Origin of the sequence: Chryseobacterium sp. SIMBA_029 (assembly GCF_046535275.1) — a bacterium.
Taxonomy (GTDB): domain Bacteria; phylum Bacteroidota; class Bacteroidia; order Flavobacteriales; family Weeksellaceae; genus Chryseobacterium.
On sequence record NZ_JAWRXA010000012.1, the window covers coordinates 1 to 25,716 of the forward strand.

Annotated in this window: 18 protein-coding genes; 10 read left to right on the top strand and 8 right to left on the bottom strand. The window is 37.3% G+C overall.

Annotated features, from left to right (window positions below):
• Nucleotides 1-331 precede the first annotated feature (331 nt).
• The 3 genes from SB679_RS19610 to SB679_RS19620 all read right to left on the bottom strand — a co-directional run bounded on the left by SB679_RS19610 (nucleotide 332) and on the right by SB679_RS19620 (nucleotide 4,727).
• Nucleotides 332-2,698 (bottom strand): TonB-dependent receptor domain-containing protein, encoded by a 2,367-nt coding sequence (locus tag SB679_RS19610; RefSeq protein ID WP_410704021.1) that lies wholly within the window; start codon nucleotides 2,696-2,698, stop codon nucleotides 332-334.
• Between the two features lie 211 nt (nucleotides 2,699-2,909).
• Entirely contained in the window at nucleotides 2,910-3,713 is an 804-nt protein-coding gene (locus SB679_RS19615; RefSeq protein WP_410704022.1) for a helix-turn-helix domain-containing protein, read from the bottom strand.
• Between the two features lie 120 nt (nucleotides 3,714-3,833).
• Complete coding sequence (locus tag SB679_RS19620; protein WP_410704023.1) at nucleotides 3,834-4,727, bottom strand: oxidoreductase; 894 nt, start codon at nucleotides 4,725-4,727, stop codon at nucleotides 3,834-3,836.
• Between the two features lie 477 nt (nucleotides 4,728-5,204).
• On the opposite strand from SB679_RS19620, the gene SB679_RS19625 reads away from it, so the two are divergent.
• The 5 genes from SB679_RS19625 to pyk are packed head-to-tail and all read left to right on the top strand — an operon-like array spanning nucleotide 5,205 to nucleotide 9,383.
• Nucleotides 5,205-5,444 carry an acyl carrier protein gene (locus SB679_RS19625; RefSeq protein ID WP_002976354.1) on the top strand — a complete coding sequence of 80 codons (240 nt, stop codon included), beginning with the start codon at nucleotides 5,205-5,207 and terminating at the stop codon, nucleotides 5,442-5,444.
• Between the two features lie 34 nt (nucleotides 5,445-5,478).
• Nucleotides 5,479-6,723 carry a beta-ketoacyl-ACP synthase II gene (fabF, locus tag SB679_RS19630; protein ID WP_034714367.1) on the top strand — a complete coding sequence of 415 codons (1,245 nt, stop codon included), beginning with the start codon at nucleotides 5,479-5,481 and terminating at the stop codon, nucleotides 6,721-6,723.
• A gap of 9 nt (nucleotides 6,724-6,732) precedes the next feature.
• Nucleotides 6,733-7,494, top strand: a complete 762-nt coding sequence (gene rnc, locus SB679_RS19635) for a ribonuclease III (protein ID WP_410704024.1) — start codon at nucleotides 6,733-6,735, stop codon at nucleotides 7,492-7,494.
• Nucleotides 7,472-7,945, top strand: a complete 474-nt coding sequence (locus SB679_RS19640) for an IPExxxVDY family protein (RefSeq protein ID WP_034714363.1) — start codon at nucleotides 7,472-7,474, stop codon at nucleotides 7,943-7,945. The genes rnc and SB679_RS19640 overlap by 23 nt, the downstream gene beginning before the upstream one ends.
• Nucleotides 7,938-9,383 carry a pyruvate kinase gene (pyk, locus tag SB679_RS19645; protein ID WP_034714394.1) on the top strand — a complete coding sequence of 482 codons (1,446 nt, stop codon included), beginning with the start codon at nucleotides 7,938-7,940 and terminating at the stop codon, nucleotides 9,381-9,383. Before SB679_RS19640 ends, pyk begins: the two co-directional genes overlap by 8 nt.
• Before the next feature lie 142 nt (nucleotides 9,384-9,525).
• Here pyk and SB679_RS19650 read toward each other — a convergent pair whose 3' ends face one another.
• Together SB679_RS19650 and hutG are read right to left on the bottom strand one after the other, a co-directional pair.
• The gene (locus SB679_RS19650) at nucleotides 9,526-10,818 is read right to left on the bottom strand and encodes an aldehyde dehydrogenase family protein (RefSeq protein ID WP_410704025.1); all 1,293 of its coding nucleotides are present in this window, start codon (nucleotides 10,816-10,818) and stop codon (nucleotides 9,526-9,528) included.
• 137 nt (nucleotides 10,819-10,955) lie between these two features.
• Nucleotides 10,956-11,882, bottom strand: coding sequence for a formimidoylglutamase (gene hutG / locus SB679_RS19655; RefSeq protein ID WP_410704026.1), 927 nt, complete (start codon nucleotides 11,880-11,882; stop codon nucleotides 10,956-10,958).
• A 400-nt stretch (nucleotides 11,883-12,282) separates the two neighbouring features.
• On the opposite strand from hutG, the gene SB679_RS19660 reads away from it, so the two are divergent.
• A complete protein-coding gene (locus tag SB679_RS19660; RefSeq protein WP_410704027.1) occupies nucleotides 12,283-13,080 on the top strand; it encodes a GLPGLI family protein in 798 nt (265 codons plus the stop codon).
• Between the two features lie 119 nt (nucleotides 13,081-13,199).
• Here SB679_RS19660 and hutI read toward each other — a convergent pair whose 3' ends face one another.
• Nucleotides 13,200-14,423, bottom strand: a complete 1,224-nt coding sequence (hutI, locus tag SB679_RS19665; protein WP_410704028.1) for an imidazolonepropionase — start codon at nucleotides 14,421-14,423, stop codon at nucleotides 13,200-13,202.
• 181 nt (nucleotides 14,424-14,604) lie between these two features.
• Here hutI and ruvB point away from each other — a divergent pair, with 181 nt between their 5' ends.
• The 4 genes from ruvB to coaE are packed head-to-tail and all read left to right on the top strand — an operon-like array spanning nucleotide 14,605 to nucleotide 17,769.
• Nucleotides 14,605-15,627, top strand: a complete 1,023-nt coding sequence (ruvB, locus tag SB679_RS19670; protein ID WP_410704029.1) for a Holliday junction branch migration DNA helicase RuvB — start codon at nucleotides 14,605-14,607, stop codon at nucleotides 15,625-15,627.
• A 6-nt stretch (nucleotides 15,628-15,633) separates the two neighbouring features.
• Nucleotides 15,634-16,245, top strand: a complete 612-nt coding sequence (locus SB679_RS19675; RefSeq protein WP_410704030.1) for an FMN-binding negative transcriptional regulator — start codon at nucleotides 15,634-15,636, stop codon at nucleotides 16,243-16,245.
• 18 nt (nucleotides 16,246-16,263) lie between these two features.
• Nucleotides 16,264-17,130, top strand: a complete 867-nt coding sequence (locus tag SB679_RS19680) for an MBL fold metallo-hydrolase (RefSeq protein ID WP_410704031.1) — start codon at nucleotides 16,264-16,266, stop codon at nucleotides 17,128-17,130.
• Between the two features lie 9 nt (nucleotides 17,131-17,139).
• Nucleotides 17,140-17,769, top strand: a complete 630-nt coding sequence (gene coaE / locus SB679_RS19685) for a dephospho-CoA kinase (RefSeq protein WP_410704032.1) — start codon at nucleotides 17,140-17,142, stop codon at nucleotides 17,767-17,769.
• A gap of 243 nt (nucleotides 17,770-18,012) precedes the next feature.
• Here coaE and SB679_RS19690 read toward each other — a convergent pair whose 3' ends face one another.
• Nucleotides 18,013-22,446: a GEVED domain-containing protein gene (locus SB679_RS19690; RefSeq protein ID WP_410704033.1), complete on the bottom strand. Its 4,434-nt coding sequence runs from the start codon at nucleotides 22,444-22,446 to the stop codon at nucleotides 18,013-18,015.
• A gap of 169 nt (nucleotides 22,447-22,615) precedes the next feature.
• Complete coding sequence (locus SB679_RS19695; RefSeq protein WP_410704034.1) at nucleotides 22,616-25,639, bottom strand: reprolysin-like metallopeptidase; 3,024 nt, start codon at nucleotides 25,637-25,639, stop codon at nucleotides 22,616-22,618.
• Between the last annotated feature and the right edge of the window lie 77 nt (nucleotides 25,640-25,716).

Below are 25,716 nucleotides of genomic sequence, written 5' to 3' on the forward strand. Positions count from 1 at the left end.
TAGATGTTAATGTCGAAGAAGTCGTTGTCTCTTGGTTTTTCAATTTGAGTCATAATAATTTGATTTTTAAGGTTAATTATAAAGCGGAGGTTGACGTGGTTGGCTGCTGTGGACAATAGATGTTAATGTCGAAGAAGTCGTTGTCTCTTGGTTTTTCGATTTGAGTCATGTTGTTTTTATTTATGGTTAATATTCAATGTTTTGTTCTGGTAATTCTGGTTTTGTTGGAGTCCAGTTAACAGTATTCACATTAAAAAACTGGTTGTGTGCTCCTTTTAAAATGGGGTTCATGGTAAATAAATTTTCAGTTGAATTGGGGTTTTAGAATCTTTTAATTGGCTCTGTCAGCCTCTTCCAGTTTAATCTGCTTGTTATTTCCTTTCACTTTGCTGTTTCCAAACTGATAGGTCACACTAAGGTTGAAAGTTCTAGCATCATAATAATTGTTGGAATACGTATAATAATCTGTGTAGTACGCTTTTCCTCTGAATTTCATCCCTTTGAAAATATCCTGGATCGTCATATTCACCTGTAGTTTCTTTTCAAACAGCGACATTCTCAGCCCTGATGATAAGTTGTACACATTCTCAAACTTGAAGTTTCCTTTCGTATGAGGCAGAAAATTCCAGAAGTTCAACAAGAAAGAAAACGTCTTATTAGAATTCAGATGAATCGTATTGTTGATAGAATAGTACAGTGAGTTGGAACTCAGTCCTTCCACCTGATTGATCAGTCCTTTAGACTCCACATAAGCATAATTCACCGATGCATACAGATCCCATCTCTTAAGAAATGTATTAGAATAGGTCGCATTGATCCCTATGCTGTTTTCATCATAGTTATTCAGGTATTTGATCGCTCTGTTGGCGCCCTGCAGCTCTACGATCTGTCCAAAATTATCTTTACTGAACTGATAATATCCCGTAACAGATAACTTACTGTTGAAGACATATCCCAGCTCAAAATTATTACTGAATGACGGTTTCAGGTAAGGATTCCCCGTCGCATAGGCATAAGGATCCAGGTAAATGGTGGTCGGATTCAGCGATCTGGCATCAGGACGCGTAATACGCTTAGAATAACTTACCGTAAAAATATTTTTATTGTTCGGTTTATACGTAAGATACAGGCTCGGGAACCATTTTCCATACTTATTATCTACCTCTGCTCCATTTCCTGCCACTCCGTTCACCATCGTATATTCATATCTGAGGCCCGCTTTTCCCTCCCATTTTTCATTGAAAGCCTTAGAAAGTGCTACATAGGAAGCCCAGTTGTCTTCATGATAGAGAAAAGAATTACTTCTGTTGCTGTCATACACCGGAACACCTGTATTTGTCACAAAGAAATCCAGTCCCGTATCCGTATTAAAACGCGTATACTTTCCTCCCACTTCCCCTACAAATGATTTGAATGGAAGATAAAAATCAACCTGCCCGGAATATATTTTATACTTATACTTTGAATTAAGCTGATAATTAATGCTGTTCACGTCAGATTCGGAAGCCAGAGAAAAAGGATTCGTATTTCTGCTGTCAAAAAGATTTCCCCCTACATATAATTTCTTTCCAAGACTGTCCAGTTTTCTTTCAAAATATACATTCAGCTGGTTATTCTTTATCTTGTTGGCATTATACGTATTGGAAACCACCGTTGAGTCAAGTACATTTCCCTGATAATATCTCGAAAAGTTCCTGGAATCATTATTCCCATTCGTGTCCGAAAAATTATAGATCGCACCTACCGATGTTTTATCATTGATCTTATAATCAATACTATAATTAATATTGTAGCCCTTATTTTTGTCTAATCTCGTATTTTCAGTCTTCAGGATATTCCCTGAATAAATAGATAAATTCTCATCAGATTTCTTTTCATTGTCAAATTGCGAAACCCTTAACGAAGTATTGATCTTTTTAGACTGATAATTAAGCGATCCGTTGTTGGAATACCCGTTTCTGGACTTTCTCTGGAAGCTTGTGGAAATATTCCCGCTGAATCCCATACTCGAATTCTGTTTCAACACGATATTAATGATTCCGCTGTTTCCCTGTGCTTCATACTTAGCCGGCGGTGTAGTGATCACCTCAATCCGTTCGATATTTTCTGAGCGAATTGTTTTTAAATAAGATACAAGGTCCTTTCCTGAAAGATTCACCGGTCTGTCGTTGATCATGATAGAAACCGCACTCTTACCTACTATTTCTATATTCCCTTCATCATCAGCCTTTACCATAGGAGTCGCTGCCAGAACATCCAGTCCGTCTACCCCTTTCGAAGCAATAGAATTTTCAGTATTAAAAACAAAGCGGTCTATTTTTCTTTCAAAAGTCTTCTTTTTATTGGCTACCAGAACCACTTCCTTAATTCCTGAAACTTTTTCCCTTTCTATAGAGATCCCTATACTTGTAGAGACCGTATTAAAAGCAAAGCTCTTAGAAGAATCAGAATATCCGGATGCTGAGGTAAGTACATTATAACTTCCATTATTAGGAACCTGAGTGTTAAAAGCTCCATTCTCATCAGTTATCTTTTCAGAAATGACAGTTGTTTTATTTTCTGAAGAATATATCTTAACTAAAGCAAAAGGAATAGACTGTCCTGTAGCATCGGTAACCTTTCCATTGATCGTATTCTGAGCACTCAATGTAGTGAAGGCTAAGAAAAATGATGCTGCTATTATACTTGTCTTTTGCATGTCTGTTTAAATTTGATATGTCAAAAGTAGACAGCCCGGAAGAGAAATTAAATTCTTTTCGATGAAGTACCCGTTTTGTCGGTTGGAAATGCAAAATTTCCAGTTAAAGTATATTTTTAATGCAATGAATGATCTAAAACATTGACAAATAAAAACACAAAAAAGCCCTCAGACAATCTCTGAAGGCTTATATATGGCCATATTAACTCTATTAATGTACTACTTTACTTGGCGGAATGCCATACAGTTTCTTAAAAGTAAACGAAAAATGGGAAAGATCTTCAAAACCGAGATCTGTATAGATATCAGAAGCCATCTTTCCTTTTCCCAATAAATAATGAGCCTCCCGAAGCCTTTTCTGTAGAAGCCACTTCCCGGGAGTAAGCCCGAAGATCTTTTCAAAATCCCTCTTAAAAGTAGCCAGGCTCCTTCCTGTAAGATAAGCAAAGCGATCCAGGTTGACATTAAAGTGATAATTTTTATTCATGAAGGCTTCAATATCCATCTTTCCCGGCTCATTGAAATCAAATAAGATATTTTTCATTTCAGGATAATCCTGAAGCAGTAAAATGACAGCTTCCTTTATTTTTAATGCTGCAAGACGAGGATCCATAAGTTTTCCAGCCAACTGGTATGCCAGAAGAGAATCCATATAACTTTTCAGCTGAAGATCTTCTTCGAGAAAAAGCAGTCGCTTGTCATTCGTTTTCTTTTCTGTATCCAGGCTATATTCCAGACTAAAATCTTTTAAGACCTGTTGATCGAGGAAAATAGACAGCGACTGAAATTCCCCGTTTTCAGGAGGCTGTTTGGTGAACTTCAACAGTTGATTGCGTCGCAAAAAACGGATAGAACCTCCGACAGATGCATATTCATTAACACCGTCACTCAATATCAGATTACCGGAAACCTGATAGCTCAGCACATGATCAGAAACAAAATGCTCTCCCCGTCTGCTGAGCTCAGCATAGCAGGAATACACAATATTACCCAGGTTTTGTTGTATAGGTTTCATACAATACAAATGTAAATGATTATATAAAAATAGCAGTTAAAAATTATATACCAGAATGCACTAATAATAGGGGTATGATAACCTGTAATGGTCTTCCCTTCTTAAGAAAGCTCAAATAAATTAATTTTTGATTCCTTTATGTGTAAAATATTGTTTCCCATACTCCGATTCGAAAATGTTTACTGCTTCATCATGATCTGTAGAAATAGTAACATCCAGCCAATTTTCAAATTCCTCTCTTCTTGACTCATCTGCTTGCTTCAAAATGGCCGCCGCTTCGCTTCCTAAGACGAGATGCAACGGCGGTTCCGGATGATCTGCCAGTGTAACCATAACCTGAGCTGCTTTTACAGGATCTCCCATTGGAAGAAATTTTCCTGATGTTAAATAAGCCTTAATTCCCCCTACCGTATTTTCATACCCTTCAATATCATCTGCAAAACTCATTGATGCTCCAGCCCAATCCGTACGGAATCCTCCCGGCTCAATACAGGTCACCTTAATTCCCAAAGGAGCCACTTCTTTAGCAAGCGATTCCGAAAAACCTGCAAGGCCGAATTTTGCAGCCTGATAGATGGAAAGCCCTGCATTTCCTACCCTTCCGCCTATAGAACTGATCTGTAAAATATTTCCTGACCGGTGTTGACGCATATAAGGCAATACAGCTCTGGTAACTTCAATCGGAGCATATAGATTTACTTCAAGCTGGCTTCTTACCTGCTCATTCGTAAATGCCTCCGCAGCACCAGTAATCCCAAACCCCGCATTATTAACCAAAACATCAATACGTCCGAAGTGTTTCATCGTTTCTTCAACCGCAGCATGAATCTGCTCCTTTATTTGGACATCAAGAGGTAATGTAAGCAACTGTTCAGGATATTTTTCTGCCAGTTCTTTAAGTGTCTCAGGATTTCTGGCCGTAGCGGCAACATGATCACCTTTTAATAAAACTGCCTCTACAAGGCTTTTTCCTAAGCCTTTTGAGCTTCCTGTTATAAACCAAACTTTTTTCATTTTCTTTTGAACTTTATAAATACAAATTTCAATCATATAAACACTACTTCAGTTTGTTAAAAAGCTCAATATTGCTTTGTTAAAAAAGTCATTCTTAAAAAGAAACAAATACCTAGTTTTTTCAAAAAGAGCATTATTAATCATCAAATTCTATATCATTATTCTACTTAAGCTTATTATGCATTTTAAAACAGCCTAATTATTCTTATTCCTATCTTAAAATCTTTGCAATTCCACCCTCATTATAATATAATCCTCTGCAAAGACCAAGATCTTTCAGTAAAAACAATCTCCTGTACTCCATAATTGAATTCATAGCATACAATTAGTCTTCAATATAAACCCCTGAAAACTAAAAGACTAAATCTTTCCACTATAAAATAAGAACAGTCTACCCACAAAAAAGACTAAAAAAATGTTTTATCGTAAAGAATTTTATATATTTGCACCATCTAACAATTAAAAAAATAATTTACTATGTCAGACATTGCATCAAGAGTAAAAGCTATCATCGCTGATAAGCTTGACGTTGAAGAAACAGAAGTAACTCCTGAAGCTAGCTTCACTAACGATTTGGGAGCAGATTCACTAGATACAGTTGAGTTAATCATGGAATTCGAAAAAGAATTTAATATTCAGATTCCTGATGACCAAGCTGAAAAAATTACTACTGTAGGGCACGCTATTGCTTATATCGAAGAAGTAGTAAATAAATAATATTCTTCAACAAAAAAGAAAATTTTAAAAGTTTATGGAATTAAAAAGAGTAGTTGTAACCGGTTTTGGAGCAATAACACCGATTGGAAATAATGCAAAAGAATACTGGGAAAATCTTGTTAAAGGTGAGAGCGGTGCAGCTCCGATTACTCTTTTTGATGCCACAAACTTTAAAACAAGGTTCGCTTGCGAAGTGAAAAATTTTGATCCATTACAGCATTTCGATAAGAAAGAAGCTAAAAAAATGGACCGAAATACCCAGTTGGGACTTGTTGCCGCTAGAGAAGCAGTAGCACACTCCAGAATTATGGAAGACAATGTAGATAAAAACAGAGTCGGCGTAATTTGGGGTTCCGGAATCGGAGGCTTAGAGACTTTTGAAACAGAAGTCCTGGGATGGGCAAAAACAGATATACCTAGGTTTAATCCATTCTTTATTCCTAAAATGATTGCGGACATTACACCAGGCCACATCTCTATTGAGTATGGCTTCCATGGACCCAATTATACAACCGTATCTGCTTGTGCATCTTCTGCCAATGCTCTAATCGACTCTAAAATGCTTATCCAGCTAGGAAAAGCAGACGTTATTGTATGCGGTGGCTCTGAAGCAGCCGTTACAGCAAGTGGCGTCGGCGGATTCAATGCGATGATGGCACTTTCTACACGAAATGATGATCCTACAACAGCTTCAAGACCTTTTGACAAAGACAGAGATGGATTTGTATTAGGAGAAGGTGCTGGATCCATTATTCTTGAAGAATACGAACACGCAGTAAAACGTGGTGCAACAATTTATGCAGAATTAACGGGCGGTGGTATGAGTGCAGATGCACATCATATGACAGCACCTCATCCGGAAGGACTAGGAGCTTATCTGGTAATGAAAAACTGTTTGGAAGATGCCGGCTTAACTGCTGATGAAGTAGACCATATCAATATGCATGGTACCTCTACTCCATTAGGAGATGTTGCAGAATCCAGCGCAATTTCGAAATTACTGGGCGAGCACGCTTACGACATTCAGATCAATTCTACAAAATCAATGACAGGCCACCTTTTGGGTGCAGCAGGAGTGATTGAAGCTATTGCTGTATTAGGAACGATTATTCATGGTATTGTTCCTCCTACCATCAACCATTTTACTGATGATGAAAACATTGACAGCAGACTGAATTTTACATTCAACAAAGCTGTAAAGAAAGACGTAAAAGTAGCCATGAGTAATACTTTTGGATTTGGTGGGCACAATGCCTGCGTTCTATTTACGAAAATCTAAATTTACTGAATGGAGTTACAGAAATACTTTTCTAAATTCCTTCTCAAAAAAAGAAAAAGAAAATTAACGGAAAGAGACTATTTCCTTAGTACCCAGCTCAGCAAGATGTTAGGTACCGAGGTACAAAACGTTGCTCTTTACCGTGAAGCTTTTTCTTTGAAAAGTTCTTCTAAAAATCAAGACAGTAACTACGAAAGACTTGAATTTTTAGGGGATTCTGTTTTGGGTACAATTATTTCTTGTCATTTATTCCAGGCTTATCCAAAAGCCAATGAAGGATATCTGACACAAATGAAATCTAAAATTGTTAATAGGAAAAATCTTAATAAATTAGGAGAAGACTTAAAGCTTACTGATCTTTTGCTGAAGCAGGGTTCTGTAGCCTTAGGAGAAAATATCTCCGGAAATTTATTTGAGGCCTTAATTGGTGCCATTTATTTGGACTTCCACTATGAATTTTGTAAAAAACTCATTCTGGAAAGACTATTAACGCCTACTGAGATGAACAAGCTTGAAAACAAAATTGTAAGTTACAAAGGTCTTCTGCTCGAATGGAGCCAGAAGAAAAAAGTAAGTATAAAGTACGAGACTTGTGAGGAGATTCAGGTAAATAAAGCGATCGTATTCCGCTGCCACGTTTGGCTGGGACAGGAAAAAATCGCCAATGCTACAGAAACATCCAAGAAAAAAGCAGAAGAAAAAGCTGCACAAAGAGCATTTTATATTTTAAACAAAAAAGAAAATATACTTGGAAATTCAAAAGCTTTATGATTTAGACGATATAGAATTTGAAGATATTGCCATAGGATTGGTAAGATTAGCAAAAAATATACCCGCTCATGAGTTTTTTTATACCATCAATCAAAATAATGACCTCAAGTTTTCAAGAAAGAAAGATCTGATCTTTCATGGAGCTTATTTTGAATATTCTTTTCCAAGGTACGAAGCGTATCACAAGTCTACAAAGACCTGTTTTACTTTCATCTCAAACAGATGCTCGGAAAGTAATCAAAAAAAATTACAAACCGAACTCTTCACAGGAGAAGAAAACATTAAATTTTTATTAAATAATCAGGTAGATGTAGAATATATTCTGCATAGTTCGGAACAGTTTCCTGATTTTTCCGTAATTTTGCTCCCTGAAAATCTTGTTTTTCCAATTCAAGATTATACACTAAGTTCTGATGAGGAACTTTATCAAATTATCCAGTATTATGAATAAGTATTTAAAGAAGACAAAAATTATCGCAACGCTAGGCCCGGCTTCATCATCAAGAGAAGTAATGTTAGGATTAATGAAAGCAGGTGTTGACGTTTTTAGAATAAATTTTTCACATGCAGATTACGACTTAGTTCGATCAAATATTGATCTCATCAGAGACCTTAATAAGGAACATGGATATTCTGTAAGCATCCTGGGAGATTTACAGGGTCCAAAATTAAGAGTAGGTGTGGTAAAGGAAGGTTCTTACCTGAATCCTGGCGACATTCTTACTTTTACGAATGAAAAAATCGAAGGAGATTCTACCAAAGTATACATGACGTACCAACAGTTTCCACAGGATGTAAACGTTGGGGAAAAAATCCTTATTGATGACGGAAAGCTAATGCTTGAGGTTATTGAGACCAACAAAATTGATACTGTAAAAGCTAAAACAATTCAAGGGGGACCTTTGAGTTCTAAAAAAGGAGTAAACCTTCCTAATACAAACGTATCTCTTCCTGCATTAACGGAAAAGGATATTCAGGATGCTAATTTCATGCTTGACATGGAAGTTGACTGGATCGCTTTGTCATTCGTTCGTCATGCTCAGGATATTATTGATCTTAAAGAACTGATCAAAAAACATCCAAACGGTAAATTCAAAACGCCGATCATCGCTAAGATTGAAAAACCTGAAGGGGTTAAAAACATCGACGAAATTCTATTGGAATGTGACGGTTTAATGGTTGCCCGTGGAGATTTAGGAGTAGAAGTTCCAATGGAAGAAGTTCCTGCTATTCAGAAAAATCTGGTTGAAAAAGCAAGATTCTATTCCAAGCCGGTGATTATCGCCACTCAAATGATGGAAACGATGATCAATAGCTTAACACCAACAAGAGCGGAAGTAAATGACGTTGCCAACTCTGTATTGGACGGAGCGGACGCCGTAATGCTTTCAGGAGAAACTTCTGTAGGAAGATATCCGGTTCAGGTGGTTGAAAATATGGCTAAAATTGTTCAGAATATTGAAAAAACCAGTTTTTATCAACATAAGAACGAGCCAATGGAAAAAGACTACAACTGTATCGATGAGAGATTCATTACGAACAGAGTATGTCTTGCAGCGGTAAGAATTGCAAAAACAACCAACGTTTCGGCAATTGTTACATTAACGCATTCCGGATATACAGCGTTCCAGCTTTCTGCACACAGACCTAATTCTCATATTATTGTGTATAGTGGTAATAAAAGAGTAATTACGATGTTGAACCTTCTTTGGGGAGTTCGCGCGTATTACTACGACATGAAAAAACCTACGGATGAAACCATTATCCAGGTAAACATGCTGACACATAATCATGGGTATATTGAAAGCGGAGATTTTGTAATCAACATCAATGCTACTCCATCGTATGAAGGAGGAAAAACAAATACATTGAGATTGACAACAGTTTAATACAATAAGCAAATTTGCTTTTTTGCAATCATACAAAAACTCCCGGAAATAGCTATTTCCAGGAGTTTTTAATATATAAGATTAAAAATCATTAATACATTCTACTTTTTACATTGTACATAATACAATTGTACAAAGAAGATTAATTTCCCACAATTGTCTTCGTAATCACAAACTCTTTTAAAGCATGTAGTGACAGCTCGGTTCCATACCCGGAAGACTTAGTACCACCAAAAGGAAAACGCGGATCAGAACTGGTCATTCTGTTGATATTCACCGTTCCGGATTCCAGGTTCTCAATAAAAAATAGTTGGCGTTCTTTGGTTGCAGTCCAAACAGAGTTAGACAGTCCAAAAGGAATATCGTTCGCCATCTGCAATGCTTCTTCATCATTTTTAGCGATCATTACCATTCCAAGAGGTCCAAACAGTTCTTCCTGAAGAATAGGATTTCCTTCCTGCACTCTGATCAATCCTGGATTAAATTCAATATCAGAAATTCTTTCAAGCGGAATAATAATTTCCGCCCCGTTTTCTAATGCTTTTTTAAATTGATTTTCCAGATCATCAGCCAGATCCGGTCTTGCCATTCCCCCGATCAGTGTTTCTTTCTCCATCGGATCTGCAGGAATGTATTTTTTATATTCTTCAATGAACTTCGGAAGAAACTCATCTTCTACTTTTTCATCAATGATAAATCTTTTTGCCGCAACACAAGTCTGTCCACAGTTTTGAAGCCTTGCTTTTGCTCCTTCTTTTGCCGCCTTATCAAGATCAGCATCATCCAGAACGATGAAAGCATCACTTCCTCCTAATTCAAGAAGAGATTTTTTAATATTCTGTCCTGCAATAGAAGCTACCTCAGCACCGGCTTTTTCACTTCCTGTAAGGCTTACTCCTTTAATCGTTTTATGTTCAAGAATTTCTTTTACTTCTTTATGTCCTACTTCAAGATTTTGGAAAACCCCTTCCGGAAAACCCGCTTCCAGCAAAACCTGTTCAATTACATTTCCACTTCCGAAACAAATTGAAGCATGCTTCAAAACAACTGTATTTCCAGATAAAATGGCGGGTGTAGCAAATCTTAATACCTGCCAGAAAGGAAAATTCCAAGGCATTACTCCCAAAATAACTCCTTTCGGCTCATAATGTATTTCAGAGTAACGATATTCGGAATCCACCTTTTCAGGTTTCAGGACATTTTCAGCATCCGCATAATAATTCATCATTAAAGCACTCTTTTCTACCTCAGCAATAGATTGGGAGACCGGCTTATTCATCTCTGTTGTAATAATCTTACCAAACTTTTCAGAATGAGTTTTGAAAATCTCCGCTGCCTTTGCAATCAGTTTTTGTCTTTCCTCAAACGGTACTTTCTTCCAAACTGAAAAAGCCTTATCTGCTTTAATAAGTTTATCTTCAATTAATTGTTCCATAATATAATTTCTGTTTTAAATTCAAAATAATGAATTTATGAATGCTTTTTACAAAGCATCTTGAAGGCAACAAATTTTGTTCCTTACTGCTATATAAAATAATGATTTTCTCTATCGAAAGGATCCACTTTTTTTGATCAGACCATAAACCATTCATTCACAAGACATGCGGCCAATCGGGCTGTTCTCTCCTGAATATCCAGTGAAGGATTTACTTCTGCCACATCCAATGCAACAATCTTTTCACTTTTCAAAATATGTCTGTAAAAATGCATGAAAGTAGGATCTGCAAAAATCCCATTATAAGCCGAAGCCGAAACTCCCGGGGCAATGGACGCATTAAATACATCCATACAAATCGTCACATAGGCAAAATCTACTGTCTCCAAAAGATCATTGATTCGCTGATAGATCGATGGAAGGTTTTCAAAAAATAACTCGTCTGCCAAAATATACTTCATCCCAAGCTGATGGGCAGTATCAAATAATTTAAGTGTATTGGAGTTTCTCTGGATTCCAATGTGAAGGGAGTTGATCTCCCCCTCCTGTGCAATCTGCCAGAATCCTGTTCCGGAGCTTGCTCCTACCCCATTTTCAGGCTGTCTGTTATCAAAATGGGCATCAATATTAATAATCCCTATTTTCTGCTCAGGAAATGCCGTTCTGATTCCTAAATAATGGGCATAGGTGACTTCATGTCCGCCACCCAGTACGATTGATTTTCCGCCTTTTAAAAGAACTTTTGACACGTTCTTTGCGAGATTGTTCTGTGCAGTTTCCAAATCGCCGTCTTCACACGTCAGATTTCCAAAATCCAGTAATGAAAAATCAGGAAGGATCACGGGGAAATTAGACATGTTTTTTCGGATCACATCCGGTGCATCTTTAGCTCCTAATCTACCTTTATTCCTTCTCACGCCTTCATCAATGGCAAAACCATGTAAAACGTAATCATTCGTTGAAATAGTATCGTAATGGTTTTCTTCTTTTACTCGTTGAAATATTCTGTGGAAAAGAAGTTCCTCTCCATCCAGTCTGCCTTGCCAAATATTTTGTGAAATCATTCTTTATAATTCAATTGGGGTTATGTCCAGTAAAGCTAATTAATATTGTTTGGATAATAAAACGACATTTCATTGATTGGAAAAGCAGTTAAAATAATAAGATTTTTTTTATCATGCTTGATATAAAAGAGGGAAAATATAGGTTGTTACAAGAATACTCAAAACCTTTATTAAAAATGAGCGTAAATCTATTTTCAGAATCCTCACTTTCTATGTTGTGCAGCGTGATTTCTTCTCTTAGGTTATATACTTTTTCTCCGGCTTCATGATGGTAAAATTATCCATTTTCTAATGGTAAAGATAATGAGTTTAAAATAATTTCACCGTGCTGAAATTATTTATATTTGAACTTTAAATATAAATCTGGTAAGGCAAGCTGTTCATATTAATTTTTTAAACAATGAGATTATTCTATAAGTATTTCTTATTAATATTTTTTTTACCACTTCAATTTTTTTCTCAGGAAATAGATAGTTCTAAGATTGAATGCAAATACTTGATCACTTTTTTGATCGATACAGCAAATATAAATACTCTGAGAAAAGAAAATGCTTCGCTTTTAATTGGTACTCATATATCACTCTTTAAAAGTGATCAGAAACAAATTGCAGATTCTTTGACTTTGATTTCAGTTGAAAAAAGTGTGTCAAATCCCGTTAACGGGCAAATTGAAATCAATACTTCTTCAGTTCCGGCTGCAAAATTTAAACCGGAAGTATTTTACGAAAAAGGAAAGCTAACAATTTATGATGAAATTTCGAAAGAGCATTATCATTTTGCAGCTCCTGATAAAATTGCATGGAAAATTGAAAATGACACAAAGATTATACAGGGATATCATTGCAGGAAAGCAATAAGTAAATATGGAAATAAGCTTATTACAGTTTGGTATACTGATCAAATTCCAATTCAGGAAGGGCCATATACTTTTAAAGGACTGCCAGGTCTGGTTTTAGAAGCATATGATTCCAAAGATTACTTTCATTTTACATTAATGGGTTTAAAAAAAATTAAAAAACCTATTGGAAAGCTTCCATTTGGTATTGATACCACGTATGAAAAATTTTATAAGAAAAGAAAGGAAAAAATGGATGATCCTTTAGGTTCTTTCTTTACAGCATTTGGCAGACCGGCTCCAAAAGACAGCGAAGAAAGAATCATAAAAAATATCAGAAGTATTAATAATTTTTTAGACTAACTTTTAAATCCCTCATTTCTCAAAAATAAGAAATGGGGGATTTTTAATAAAGCCTATTGTATGGTCATTCCAACGAAGGAGGATCTCTTTCTATTGAATTCCTGTTATTCAAATTGAGTTTACACTTTATTTCCATCAATATACACATTTTCAGCATTCAGGCTTCCCTGGTTGTAGAGTACATTCTGAAAGTTATCTGTTTTGAACGTTACAAAATCTGCTTTTAATCCGTTTTCTAACCTCCCTCTATCTGTTAATCCCAGAGCATATGCCGAACGAAAAGTGATTCCAGCTATCACTTCTGCAGTTGATAATTTTTGAAAGGTTGCTAAAATAGAAGCCTGGGTTATCAGATTACCCATCGGTGCGGAACCTGGATTCCAGTCGCTGGCTATGGCAAGAATGGCTCCTGCATCCAATAATTTTCGAGCCGGTGTAAATTTTTCACCTAATCCCAAACTTGCTCCCGGCAATGCTGTTGCTACAGTGTTGGATTGGGCAAGAAATTCTATATCCTCATCAATCGTTGCTTCTAAATGGTCTGCAGATTGGGCACCAACCTCAACCGCAATCCTTGAACTTCCCGGGGTAAATTGGTCTGCATGAACCGTAATTTCAAAACCTAAGGCTTTAGTTTTAAGAAGGAAATCTTTACTTTCTTCAGGCTGAAATGCAGATTTTTCAATAAAAATATCTACACGCCCGGCAAGGTTCTCTTCTTTCACTTTGGGTAAAATTTCCGTGATGATATACTCTAAATATTCCTGATTACTTCCTTCAAAATCTCTGGGTTTCAAATGGGCAGAAAGACAAGTAGGAACTAACGTCGCTTTCGTTTTTTCCTGTGCTTTTTTTATTATTCTGAGCATTTTAAGCTCATTTTCCACGTCCAGTCCATAGCCGCTTTTCACTTCTATAGTAGTAATTCCCAGGGAGATCAGGAAATCTATTCTTTCTAAGAGTGTTGATAATAATTCTTCTTCCGACGCACTTCTCGTATGCTGTACGGAACTCCATATTCCACCTCCGCTCTCAGCAATTTCCAGATATGTTTTTCCGGCATTTCTCATGGCAAAATCATTGGCTCTGTTTCCGCCAAAGCAAATATGGGTATGGGAGTCTACAAAAGCCGGAAGAACAATCTGCTCACCTTCTATGGTCTCAATTTCCAGGCCTGGATTTTCAGATTGTAATGCAATAAAATTACCTACTTTTCGGATGGTATCATTTTCAATTAAAATTCCGCCATCTGTGATGATTTCAAGTTGTTCATCAGATAATTTTCCTCTTAACGGAAGGTTCGCAAGTGTTACAATTTGCTTGAATGGTCCTATTAATTTCATGTGGTAGTCGTAAGATTTATGCCTAAAGCGTATTCAGCTTAGATTTTCTCTGTCAAAAATACTCAAAAATATCTTTTATCTCAAGCTTTTCATGAGGTTAAGATGAAGTCTTCACCTTTTTTCCACCTCTACCTCAACCTAAGTCTAAATTTCCTATCTTTGAGGTAAATGAAATGAATTAATGCCTGATTTTTTACATCCAGATAGGGAAAACTACTCGCACGAGGAGCTCATGCAGGAGGAACAAATTCGTCCGCAAAGCTTTAAAGATTTTGCTGGACAAAGAAAAACGTTAGAAAATCTTGAAGTATTCGTTACGGCTGCAAAAAGACGTGGCGGAGCTCTGGATCATGTATTGCTGCACGGCCCGCCAGGGCTGGGTAAAACTACTTTAGCCAATATAATCGCTAATGAACTTGGCGTAGGCTGCAAGGTAACTTCCGGACCTGTTTTAGATAAACCCGGCAGTTTAGCCGGTCTTTTAACCAATCTTGAAGAAAACGATGTTCTTTTTATTGATGAGATCCATCGTCTTTCTCCTGTTGTAGAAGAATATTTATATTCTGCGATGGAAGATTATAAGATTGATATTATGCTGGAAAGCGGTCCCAATGCAAGAAGTGTTCAGATCGGACTGAATCCTTTTACTTTAGTGGGAGCAACTACGCGAAGTGGTATGCTTACCAAGCCTATGCTCGCCAGATTTGGTATTCAGAGCAGGCTTGAATATTATTCCGTAGAGCTAATCTCGACTATTATCCAAAGGAGTTCAAGAGTATTAGGGGTAAAGATCTATGAGGATGCTGCTATTGAAATTGCAAGAAGAAGCCGTGGAACTCCCAGAATTGCCAATGCTCTTTTAAGAAGGGTACGTGATTTTGCAGAGATCAAAGGAAACGGAGAAATTGAAATCAACATCACCAAATATGCACTGGACTCTCTGAATGTAGATGAATTCGGTCTGGATGAAATGGATAATAAAATCATGCGTGTTATGATTGAAAACTTTAAAGGAAAACCGGTAGGAATTTCTGCTTTGGCAACTTCTATCGCTGAAAATCCTGAAACACTAGAAGAAGTCTACGAACCCTTCCTTATTCAGGAAGGATTTATCATCCGTACTCCCAGAGGAAGAGAAGTAACGGATAAGGCCTATCAACATTTGAATATTACAAGACCCAAAACCCCAGGAGAGTTATTTTAAAATTATATGTTCGTCCCAAAAATATACAGAAGCGAAGATTATCAACTGATGAAAGAGATCATCAGTGAAAATTCATTTGCATTACTCATCTCATCGGTGGGGAAAATCAGAGCTACCCATGCGATGATGATGCTCAATGAAGATAATCCGGAAGAAATTTACCTAGAAAGTCATATTTCCCGGGCGAATCCGCAAGCGAAAGCGTTACAAAATGGGGATGAAGTTCTCTGTGATTTCCTGGGAGCCCATACCTATATTTCAAGCAGCTGGTATGATCATATCAATGTTTCCACCTGGAACTATGAAGCTGTACAAATCTACGGAACAGTGGAACTGATGAATCATGATGAGCTTTACAGCCATCTTGAAAAGTTAACATCAAAGTATGAGAATTTTCAGCAGTGCCCTATGATGGTGAAAGACATGGGAAAGGAATTTGTAGAAAAGGAGATGAAGGGAGCTTTCGGGTTAAAAATAATTCCGACTGAAATATTTATTAAGCAAAAACTTTCTCAAAACAGAAAAGAGAATGACTTTCAAAACATTATTTCCCATCTTGAAAATGCGGATGATAATGCAAGAAAGATTGCAGAAAAAATGAAATTAATTAAGAAATAAATTCAACAAAATATACCTATGAAACTATATCCAATACAATGTGGAAAATTTAAGCTGGACGGCGGCGCAATGTTCGGAGTCGTCCCGAAGAGTCTGTGGGAGAAAACTAACCCAGCAGACGAAAAAAATCTAATTGACCTTGGAACCCGTTCTCTGCTTATTGAGGACGGCAAGAAGCTAATCCTTGTAGATTGCGGTCTTGGAAACAAACAGGATGAAAAATTCTTTGGCCATTACTCTCTTTGGGGAGATGATAATCTGGACAAAAATTTAAAAAAATATGGTTTTGTAAAAGAAGATATTACCGATGTATTTTTAACGCATCTTCATTTTGACCACTGTGGTGGTGCCATTGAATGGAATGATGATAAAACAGGCTACAGACCTGCTTTTAAAAATGCTCAATTCTGGACTAATGAAAATCACTGGCAATGGGCTACAGAGCCTAATCCCAGAGAAAAAGCAAGCTTCCTGAAAGAAAATATCATCCCGATACAGGAGAGCGGACAGTTACAATTTTTACCGCTTCCTAAGACAGGAAATTACGGTTTCGCTCCAGACCTGAAAATGGACGTAATTTTTGTTGACGGACATACCGAAAAACAAATGCTTCCGGTTATTCAATACCAGGAAAAAACAATTGTTTTTGCCGCAGATCTTATTCCTACTGCAGGGCACGTCAACCAGGTGTATGTAATGGGATACGACACCCGCCCTCTTTTGACTATGGAAGAGAAAGGGAAATTCCTGAAACAGTGTGTTGACAACGAATATCTCTTATTTTTTGAGCATGATGCACACAACGAACTGGCCAGTCTCAAAATGACTGAAAAAGGGGTTAGACTGAACGAAACGTATAGCTTTAATGATGTTTTTGGATATTAATTTTTAAGTATGGAAGAATTACACTCAGAAACAAAGAAAGCTGAACCGGAACCAGCATCCAAGATTATTGGATTAACCGGTGGAATTGGTTCAGGAAAGACAACCGTTGCCCATTATATTGAAGAGTTCGGATTTCCGGTTTATTATTCGGATGACCGGGCGAAAACCATTGTGAATGACAATGAAGATCTAAAGGTTAAAATAAAAGAACTTTTAGGAGAAGAATCTTATGATGAAAATGGAATGTATAACCGGAAATGGGTAGCAGAAAAAGTCTTCAATGATAAAGATCTGCTTCATCAATTGAATGAAATCATTCACCCGGCCGTAAGAATAGATTTTGAAGAATGGGTACAGAAACAAACTAAATATTTGGTTTTTAAAGAGACCGCATTATTGTTTGAACTAAAACTGAACCGTCAATGTTATAAATCTCTTCTGGTAACAGCAGAAGATAATATCAGAATAAAAAGGGTGATGGACAGAGACCACAAAACCTATCGGGAAGTGGAAGCCGTTATGGAAAAACAGATGCCTGAAAAAGATAAAATAAAACTGGCAGACTGCGTGATCTATAACAACACCAATCTGGAGGATTTAAAGGAACAAACTGAACGAATAATTTTCAGTATTGAATAAAATAGAAAAACGTTAGAATACCCTTCTAATTGTTTGATCAATAATAAAAATAAGCTCTCAAAAATGAGAGCTTATTTTGTTGAAGGGAGGATATATTTTAAAATTATTCTGCCTTGCTTTTCTTTGTTATTAACATAAAAATATTACTCTAATTGAAAAGATTTCTTCCATGCTGTAAGAAATCTTTATTATAAAAAAATAAGCCCTCATTACTGAGGGCTTATTCTATTTGAAATTTAAATATTATTCTTTGATAAATTTCTTCTGAACGGTTTTCCCGTTGTCGTCGATATCTATTACATAAATTCCGTTGATCAGTTTACTTACATTGATCTGGTTGTTCAATAGAATACCGCTTGCAATAATCTGTCCAGCTGAGTTGTAAATTTTATAACTCGCTCTTTTGCTGATGTTCTTCACATATAATACTGTACTTACAGGATTAGGATAGATCAGAATATCAGTTTGATTCGTTGCATTAGGAACAGCTTGTTTAGAAATTCTCACAGTATAATCTTCAACCTCTCCATTGTCAAAGCTTGTACAGTTTACAGGAATACTTCCTTTCTGCATCGCTACTCTCATTACTACATATTTGTAATCAGTCATGCTTACAAATGCGTCTGCCGGTACATTAAATGTTCCTGTTACAGGGCTTGTAGTATTTGGAGGTGAAGTGAATACTCTTTCATTGATATCGAAATATCCGTTTCTGTTGAAGTCAATCCATACCGCAATACCTTCATCCTGGCTATTTCCTACCCATTTTTTCTCGATAGTAATTTCATTGCCTGTAGATCCTTGGATCAACTCGATGAATGCGGCAGTAGTTGCAGTATAATTTGTATAGTTTGAAGCTCCCGAAACATTTTCCATAACAGGCTTACCATTTGGCTTCACTGTTACTTTTGAAATATACTCTGCTGCAGAACTTCCTGAAGACATCTGACAGTAAATTACTGTAGGCGTAGTAAAGAAGTAAGGAGGAGTATATGTACCAGGGGTACCGTTACAGATATTCACAACCTGCATTTCATATTTCGTAAGTTCAGTAAGTCCTGTCAGTGTATACGTATTAGTTACTGTTGATATGTTTGTCCAACTAGGAATTCCTACTTTTCTATATCTCAATATATACGTTGCACCTGGGAAAGGATCCCAAACAATTTCTGCAGTTGTAGGTGAAATATTAGTGATCGTTAATCCTGGAGGAGGAAGCTCACACGTTCTTTCTGTAGTAAATACTCTAGGGTTTGAATATGGGTTCGGAGTCGTTTCTCCAACACATTGGTTAGCGATCTGAACTTCATATTTAGTATATGGGTCTAAACTTCCTAATGTATAAGTATTTGCCGGAGCTGCAGGTAAGTTGATTAAAGGATTTGGCCATCCCGTATCTCCTACTTTTCTCCATCTCATAATGTAATTTGAGCTTGCAGCAAGCGGTGCCCATGTAATCAATGCAGAGTTCGTTGTAATATTACTTATTGTAACGTTTGGAGGCGTTGGATCACATCTCGTTGTAAATGATTTGATAGGAGTAAATGTACCTATAACATCACCACAAATCGCAGCAATCTGAACGTCATAAATAGTGGCAGGAGTTAAGCCTGTTACGTTAAGAGGAATATTTCCTAAAAGCGTTGAAGCATATACCTGTGTCCATGCACCTGCAGGAGGTCCCTGAACTCTATATCTTACAATATAACTTACGTTATTCGTTACTCCTGTCCAGCTGATCGTAGCAGAGTTGTGCGTAGGTACAATCGTAGGCTGGTTAGGGGTAATATTGCTACATGGTCTCAATCTTACAGCATAATCTTCTACTTCTCCGTTGATCGCATTCTGACATAAAACCGGAGCACTTGTACGCTTAAGTACAACTCTCATGGTAGTAGTTAATGCTCCTGAATAAGCACCTGCTGGTACGGCAAATGTAGCGTTAACCGGAGTGGTTGTATTTGCTGGTGAAACAAGAATTTGTTCTGTTGTTTCGAACACTCCGTTTCTGTTGAAATCAATCCACGCTGTAACAGCGTCATTACTTGTTGCTCCTGTCCATCCTTTTGCTACAGAGATCTTATTGTTTTGAGAACCAATATCCAAAGTAATAAGAGTCGCTGGTGTTGTATAACTGGTATAGTTAGTTTGTACAGAAGTGTTATTCATTGGCGGAACACCAAGGTTTGAAGAAGTAACAGTTACATTAGAAATGTAGTCGTTAGTTCCTGTTCCTGTCATTGGACAGTATGATAATGGTGGTGTCGTAAATGTTGATGAAGGAGTATATCCTCCTAATGCACTGGTTCCACATTTTGTAGCAACCTGTACATCATAGGTAGTCTGCTCTGTAAGACCTGTAATTGTATACGTACTTACACCGGCAGCTAAAGTTTGCGTTTGCCAAGCTCCTGCAGGAGAAACTCTCCATCTTATAGTATACGTAGCATTTGTTGCTCCGATCCAAGATACATTCACTGTTGTAGAGGTAAGATTCGTAAGCGTAAGACTCGCAGGCGGAGCTGTAGTACACGCTGGCTGATCTATTAATTTTACAGCATAATCTTCTACTTCACCCCATGTGAAAGTTCCACATGCTGCAGCAGTAGCAGATTCTCTTAATGCTACACGCATACGGGTATTAAGTATACCTCCATAAACGGCAGCACCAGAAGGTACAGCAAATGTAGCAGTCACTGGACTTGTTGTATTACTTGCCGAAGTTAAAACCTGTTCACTGGCTTCAAATACCCCATTTCTGTTAAAATCGATCCAAACACCAGTTCCAAAAGAATACTGAGTTCCCGGCCAGCTTTTAGCAATAGAAATTGAATTACCTGCAGATCCTCTTATCAATGTAATTAATCTTGCAGCATCTGTACTGTAATCTGTATAGTTGCTAAAATCTGAATTACTAACCATTACTGTTGAGTTGGTAGGCGTCACCGTTACATTACTGATAAATCCATCAATAGTACTGCTGGTTGATGCTGATGTACAGTAGCTAATCGCCGGTGTTGTAAAGAGTACTCCTGTTGAGAATGCCCCTTGCGTTCCACCACAAATTGTAGCTACCTGAACTTCATATTGAGTTTGCTCCAATAAACCTGAAATCAGCTGGTTACTTGCTAATACAGCTGTAGCAGGAAGAGTGGTCCACGCACCTGCAGGGGCTTGTCTGTATCTTACTACATAAGTTGCTCCTGTAGCTGCCGTCCATGTAACGTTAGCCGAAGTAGGTGTTAAGTTATTGACACCAATGTTAGTAGGAGGAGTAGCACTACAAGCTTGCAGATCAATAAGTTTTACTGCATAGTCTTCTACCTCACCCCATGTAAATGTTCCACAAGCTGATACTGAAGAGCTTTCCGCTAAACCTACTCTCATACGAGTCGTAAGGTTTCCTCCGTAAACAGCTGCACCAGAAGGTACCGCAAAGGTAACAGAAACTGGAGATGTTGTATTACTTGGAGAAGTTAACACACGCTCAGTTGCTTCGAAAATACCATTTCTGTTAAAATCGATCCAAACTCCTGTTGTGAAACTGTATTGTGTACCCGGCCAATTTTTCGTAACCGTAACTGTATTATTTGCACTTCCTCTTACTAAAGTAACTTGTCTCGTTGCATCTGTACTATAATCAGTATAATTACTGAATCCAGAATTGCTTACCATAGAAGGTGCTCCTGTTGCGTTAACAGCAACCTGACCGATATAACCATCTATTGTCGTACTTGTAGAACCAGCTGAACAGTAGCTGATCGCTGGAGTTGTAAAAGTTGAACTCGCTGAAAATGCGCCCTGAGTACCACCACAAATGGTAGCTACCTGAACTTCATATTGAGTTTGCTCTGTTAAACCTGAAATAACCTGACTTCCTGTTAATGGAGTGGTTACAGAAATACTAGTCCAAACACTTCCAGATACAGGTTTATATCTCACTACATAAGTTGCTCCGGTAGATGGAGTCCATGAAACGTTAGCTGAAGTTGGTGTTATACTTCCTACTGCAATCCCGGCAGGTGGCGCAGTTGTACAAGGCTGTAAACTTACACTTACCAACTGTAATCTTGGGATGGTACTATATCTTGTTGTTGCAGCCGGCGGGGCTGTAGGGCTAGGATCTGTGGTATCATTATAATAAAGAATACCTCTGTTGGTTCCTGCATTATAGTTCCCCCAACCTGTTCCCGGATAACCTGAATAACTGGGTGTATTTTCGTCAACGCCAACAACAATATTATCAGTTCCGTTCCACAGGAATGGAGTTGATAACTGCAGGGTAACCCAGTTTCCACTTGTTATAGGAGGTAATGTTCCTGCAAAAACTTGTGTTAATGAAGTTGAAGGCACCCAACTGGTTGTAGTAGCAAAATTGGCTTGGGTCGTATTTCCCATATACACTACCCAATCACTATAATTGGTTTGTGGCAATACAGCTGAATCAACGTAAAATTTTATCGCTGTAATATAAGTTGCCGTTCCGACCGCAGCCGAAACTTCAGCAGCAGTATAGATCTGCTGAGAATAATTATATCCATAATATGAATATATAGGAAGCTCAACCATGGAGGTAGTTCCCGTCCCAATCTGCCCTGCTTGACCATAGACTTTGGAAACAAAGCCTATATGAACTAAACACAGAAAGAGTATTAAAGAAGTAAAGAGTTTCTTCATAATGTTCTCATTATTATATTAATCATACAAATCTAATCATTTTTCATTACTAATATTATAGGTACAAGTATTTTTTTTATAAAAATTTCATAAAAATCCTTTTTATGGTTCAGAATAAAAAAAATCCCCAGGAAAACCTGAGGATTTAATATTATTAAAAAAAATAAGATTATTTCTTAATGAATTTAGATCTGAACTGATCTCTTCCTTTTTCATCAATGGTAATCATGTATCCACCTTTAATTAAAGCTGAAACATTAATTTTTCCACCGTTGATATTTCCACTGTCTAATAACTGACCGGCAACACTATAAATTTTATAAGTAGCCTTATCAGAAACTTTAGTTACGTTCAAGATCTCAGATACAGGGTTTGGATATAACTGGATACCGTTGTTAGGTCCGGCTACATCACTTGTTCCCAGAGAAGGTGTTCCAACAACAACACTATAATCTTCAACTTCTCCATTATAGAAAGTACCACATGCAAAAGAATCTGGGATACTAAGACCCACATAAGCAGGATCCATTAACACAGTAACAACTCTCATTCTTAATGGAGAATTTGTTACTGCTGTTGATGGAACTGTAAATGTTGTTGTAGTAGGGGTAGCTCCAACAGGTAAAGCTGTTATAGGCATATCCAGAACTCTTTCGGTATCCTCAAATACTCCATTTTTATTGAAATCTATCCATGCTGCCATTCCATTCACTGAAGCCCCGGAAACAGTTGTCGTAAGGGAAACACTGATTGTATTTGTACTATTTGGTAACAAATTAGGCTGCAATGCTGCATTCGTTGTAAAGTTCGAATACGGTGTTCCAACTGTAGTATTGTTTACTGTTCCTAATGTTACATTAGAAATGTAATTATACTGCCCACTACCACTTGCAGCAGTACAATATGTTACGCATACCGTTGAGAATGTTAATGGTGCAGAATACGCACCAGTAGTTCCGGAACAAATTGCAGCAACCTGTACCTGGTAAGATATACAGTCGGACAAACCAGCTAATGTATAGGTATTGCTTGTGGCAGTAGCCTGAGACCAGCTAGTATCAGTTGTCTTCTTATATTGTACACTGTAAGAAGTAGCTCCCACCACTGGTGCCCAGCTCATTACACCTCCTGATATTGTAATGTTATTAACATTAACACCTGTAGGGGCAGTTCCACAAGAAACCTGAGTAGTTACTACTACTTTTTTCACTGCATAAAAAACATTTCCAACAGAAGAAATTCTCATAACAATAGTCTGTCCGTTTAGAGATGCAGGCATTGTATAAGGTTCTGATCCATCGTTAGGGGTTGTTGCAGAAAGTACAGTCCAAGTCACACCATTATCAGTTGAATAATCAACCATAACATTTGCTACATTATAAGGAGCTGATGATGTATTAGCAACATCCCACGTTAAATTAGAAGCCGCATTTGTAAACAAGAACCCTTGCGTAATCTGGAATGGTCCGTCATTTCCTACTGTAATACTTTGTTGTGCAAAATTCGTTTGCTGCTGTGCAATGTTAGCATTATTATCTCTCACAGTAACTGCGAAATTTGAATTTCTCGCCACTTGAGAAGTTGATTCCCATGTATTTAAAGAGTTATCTAAAACGCCGGCAAGTACTGACGAAAATTTAGGAAAATATCTTGTTGGGCTTGTTGATGGTGCAACAGATCTAAAGGATGCTCCAAAAGTTGTTTGCCCTAGGTTTGAATTATCAATAGTCTGAGCTGAAGTCATTCCACTATCCATCTCTTCCCATGTATAAGTCATTGGATCATTTTCCGGGTCTGTAGCATTTGCTGTAAGTACAAATGCTGTCTTTTTAGGAATTGTATAACTTGATAGTGCTGCAATAACAGGCGGGTTATTGGTAACTGCTGTTTCAACATCACATGTTTTCGCAATCAAATTTGTTTGAATCTGCCCAATACTCGCTTTATGAAAGTAAGGATCAGAATGTGCCTGAACATCTGTAGTAGCCCCTGTAATACCAGCATATCCCATAATCGTAGATCCGGAACCCGGTTCAATATTTACTCCAGAACCTTCTATAATATGAGAATAGGTATGATTACCTCCTAGCTGATGCCCCATTTCGTGAGCCACATAGTCGATATCAAAACTATCACCTTGTGGATTACCGTCAGCAGGTGAGGTGTATCCTGAACCTTTTTGCTTGGAAAGAGACGTAGCTGGAGTTCCTGTTGGATTAATACAAACACAACCAATACATCCCGCATTTCCGCCACCACCTGAATCACCAAACAAATGACCAATATCATAGTTATTATTTCCAACGAGCTGACTTAAAGTTTGCTGAAGCTGAACATTCCAACCATTAGCATTATTTGCATTACCCTGAGCCGTACCTACTGAAGGCACTGAGTATGGATCTGACGCTCCAGTTAGAAAAATTACGTTTGTATAATTCTGTAAATTTAAGTGTAAAGCAAAATCTTTTTCAAAAACAAAATTTACTCTTGTCAAGGTAGCATTAATTTGTGCTAATGCTCCAGCAACCGTTCCACCAAATTTTTGAGTATACTCTCCGGTAGTTGAAACCACCAATCTCATGGTACGGTATTTTTTATCCGAGTTTTTATTAAATACATTCGGATTATGCGCGAATGTTTTTGCATTATCATATAAATTCTGAAGATCTTTCACTTCTGCAGGATCTTCTTCTGTACTACATACAAAAGCCTTATCTCCGGTTTTTGCAGTTTTGGGATGTACAGAATATAATCCAGTTGATTTATCAACAGGCTCTACAAATTCATAATTTCCATTGTTAAATAACATAGACTGGAAATCATTTGGTGCTACAGAAAACCTAATGCTCTGTGTAGGATCATTAACTGCTGTTCCTACATAAGAACCAAGCTGATATTGATTCGCAAGTTCTTTCACAACAACAGGAAAGCTATAAACATTGAATTTTTGAATTTTTCCATCCAATGTTGGAATTGAAACAACAACTGGTGTAGAGTTCTGTCCCATTTCTTGCGCACCTTTCAATTGAGATCTCAGCAGATTTAGATCTAATTTGAAATATGATGCAACAGTAGTGCCCTTCACATCTACTGTTCTTTTTTTGCTATCCACTTTGGAGCTCGCAGGCGTCCACTGAGCACTAGCGGATACACCTATCAAACTGCAAAGTAAGGTAGTAAGTAATTTTTTCATAAAAATTCTTTTTTTTAAATTCACAATGAACAAAAGTATAAAAATTTAAACATTAATTTAATACAAATTATAATAAA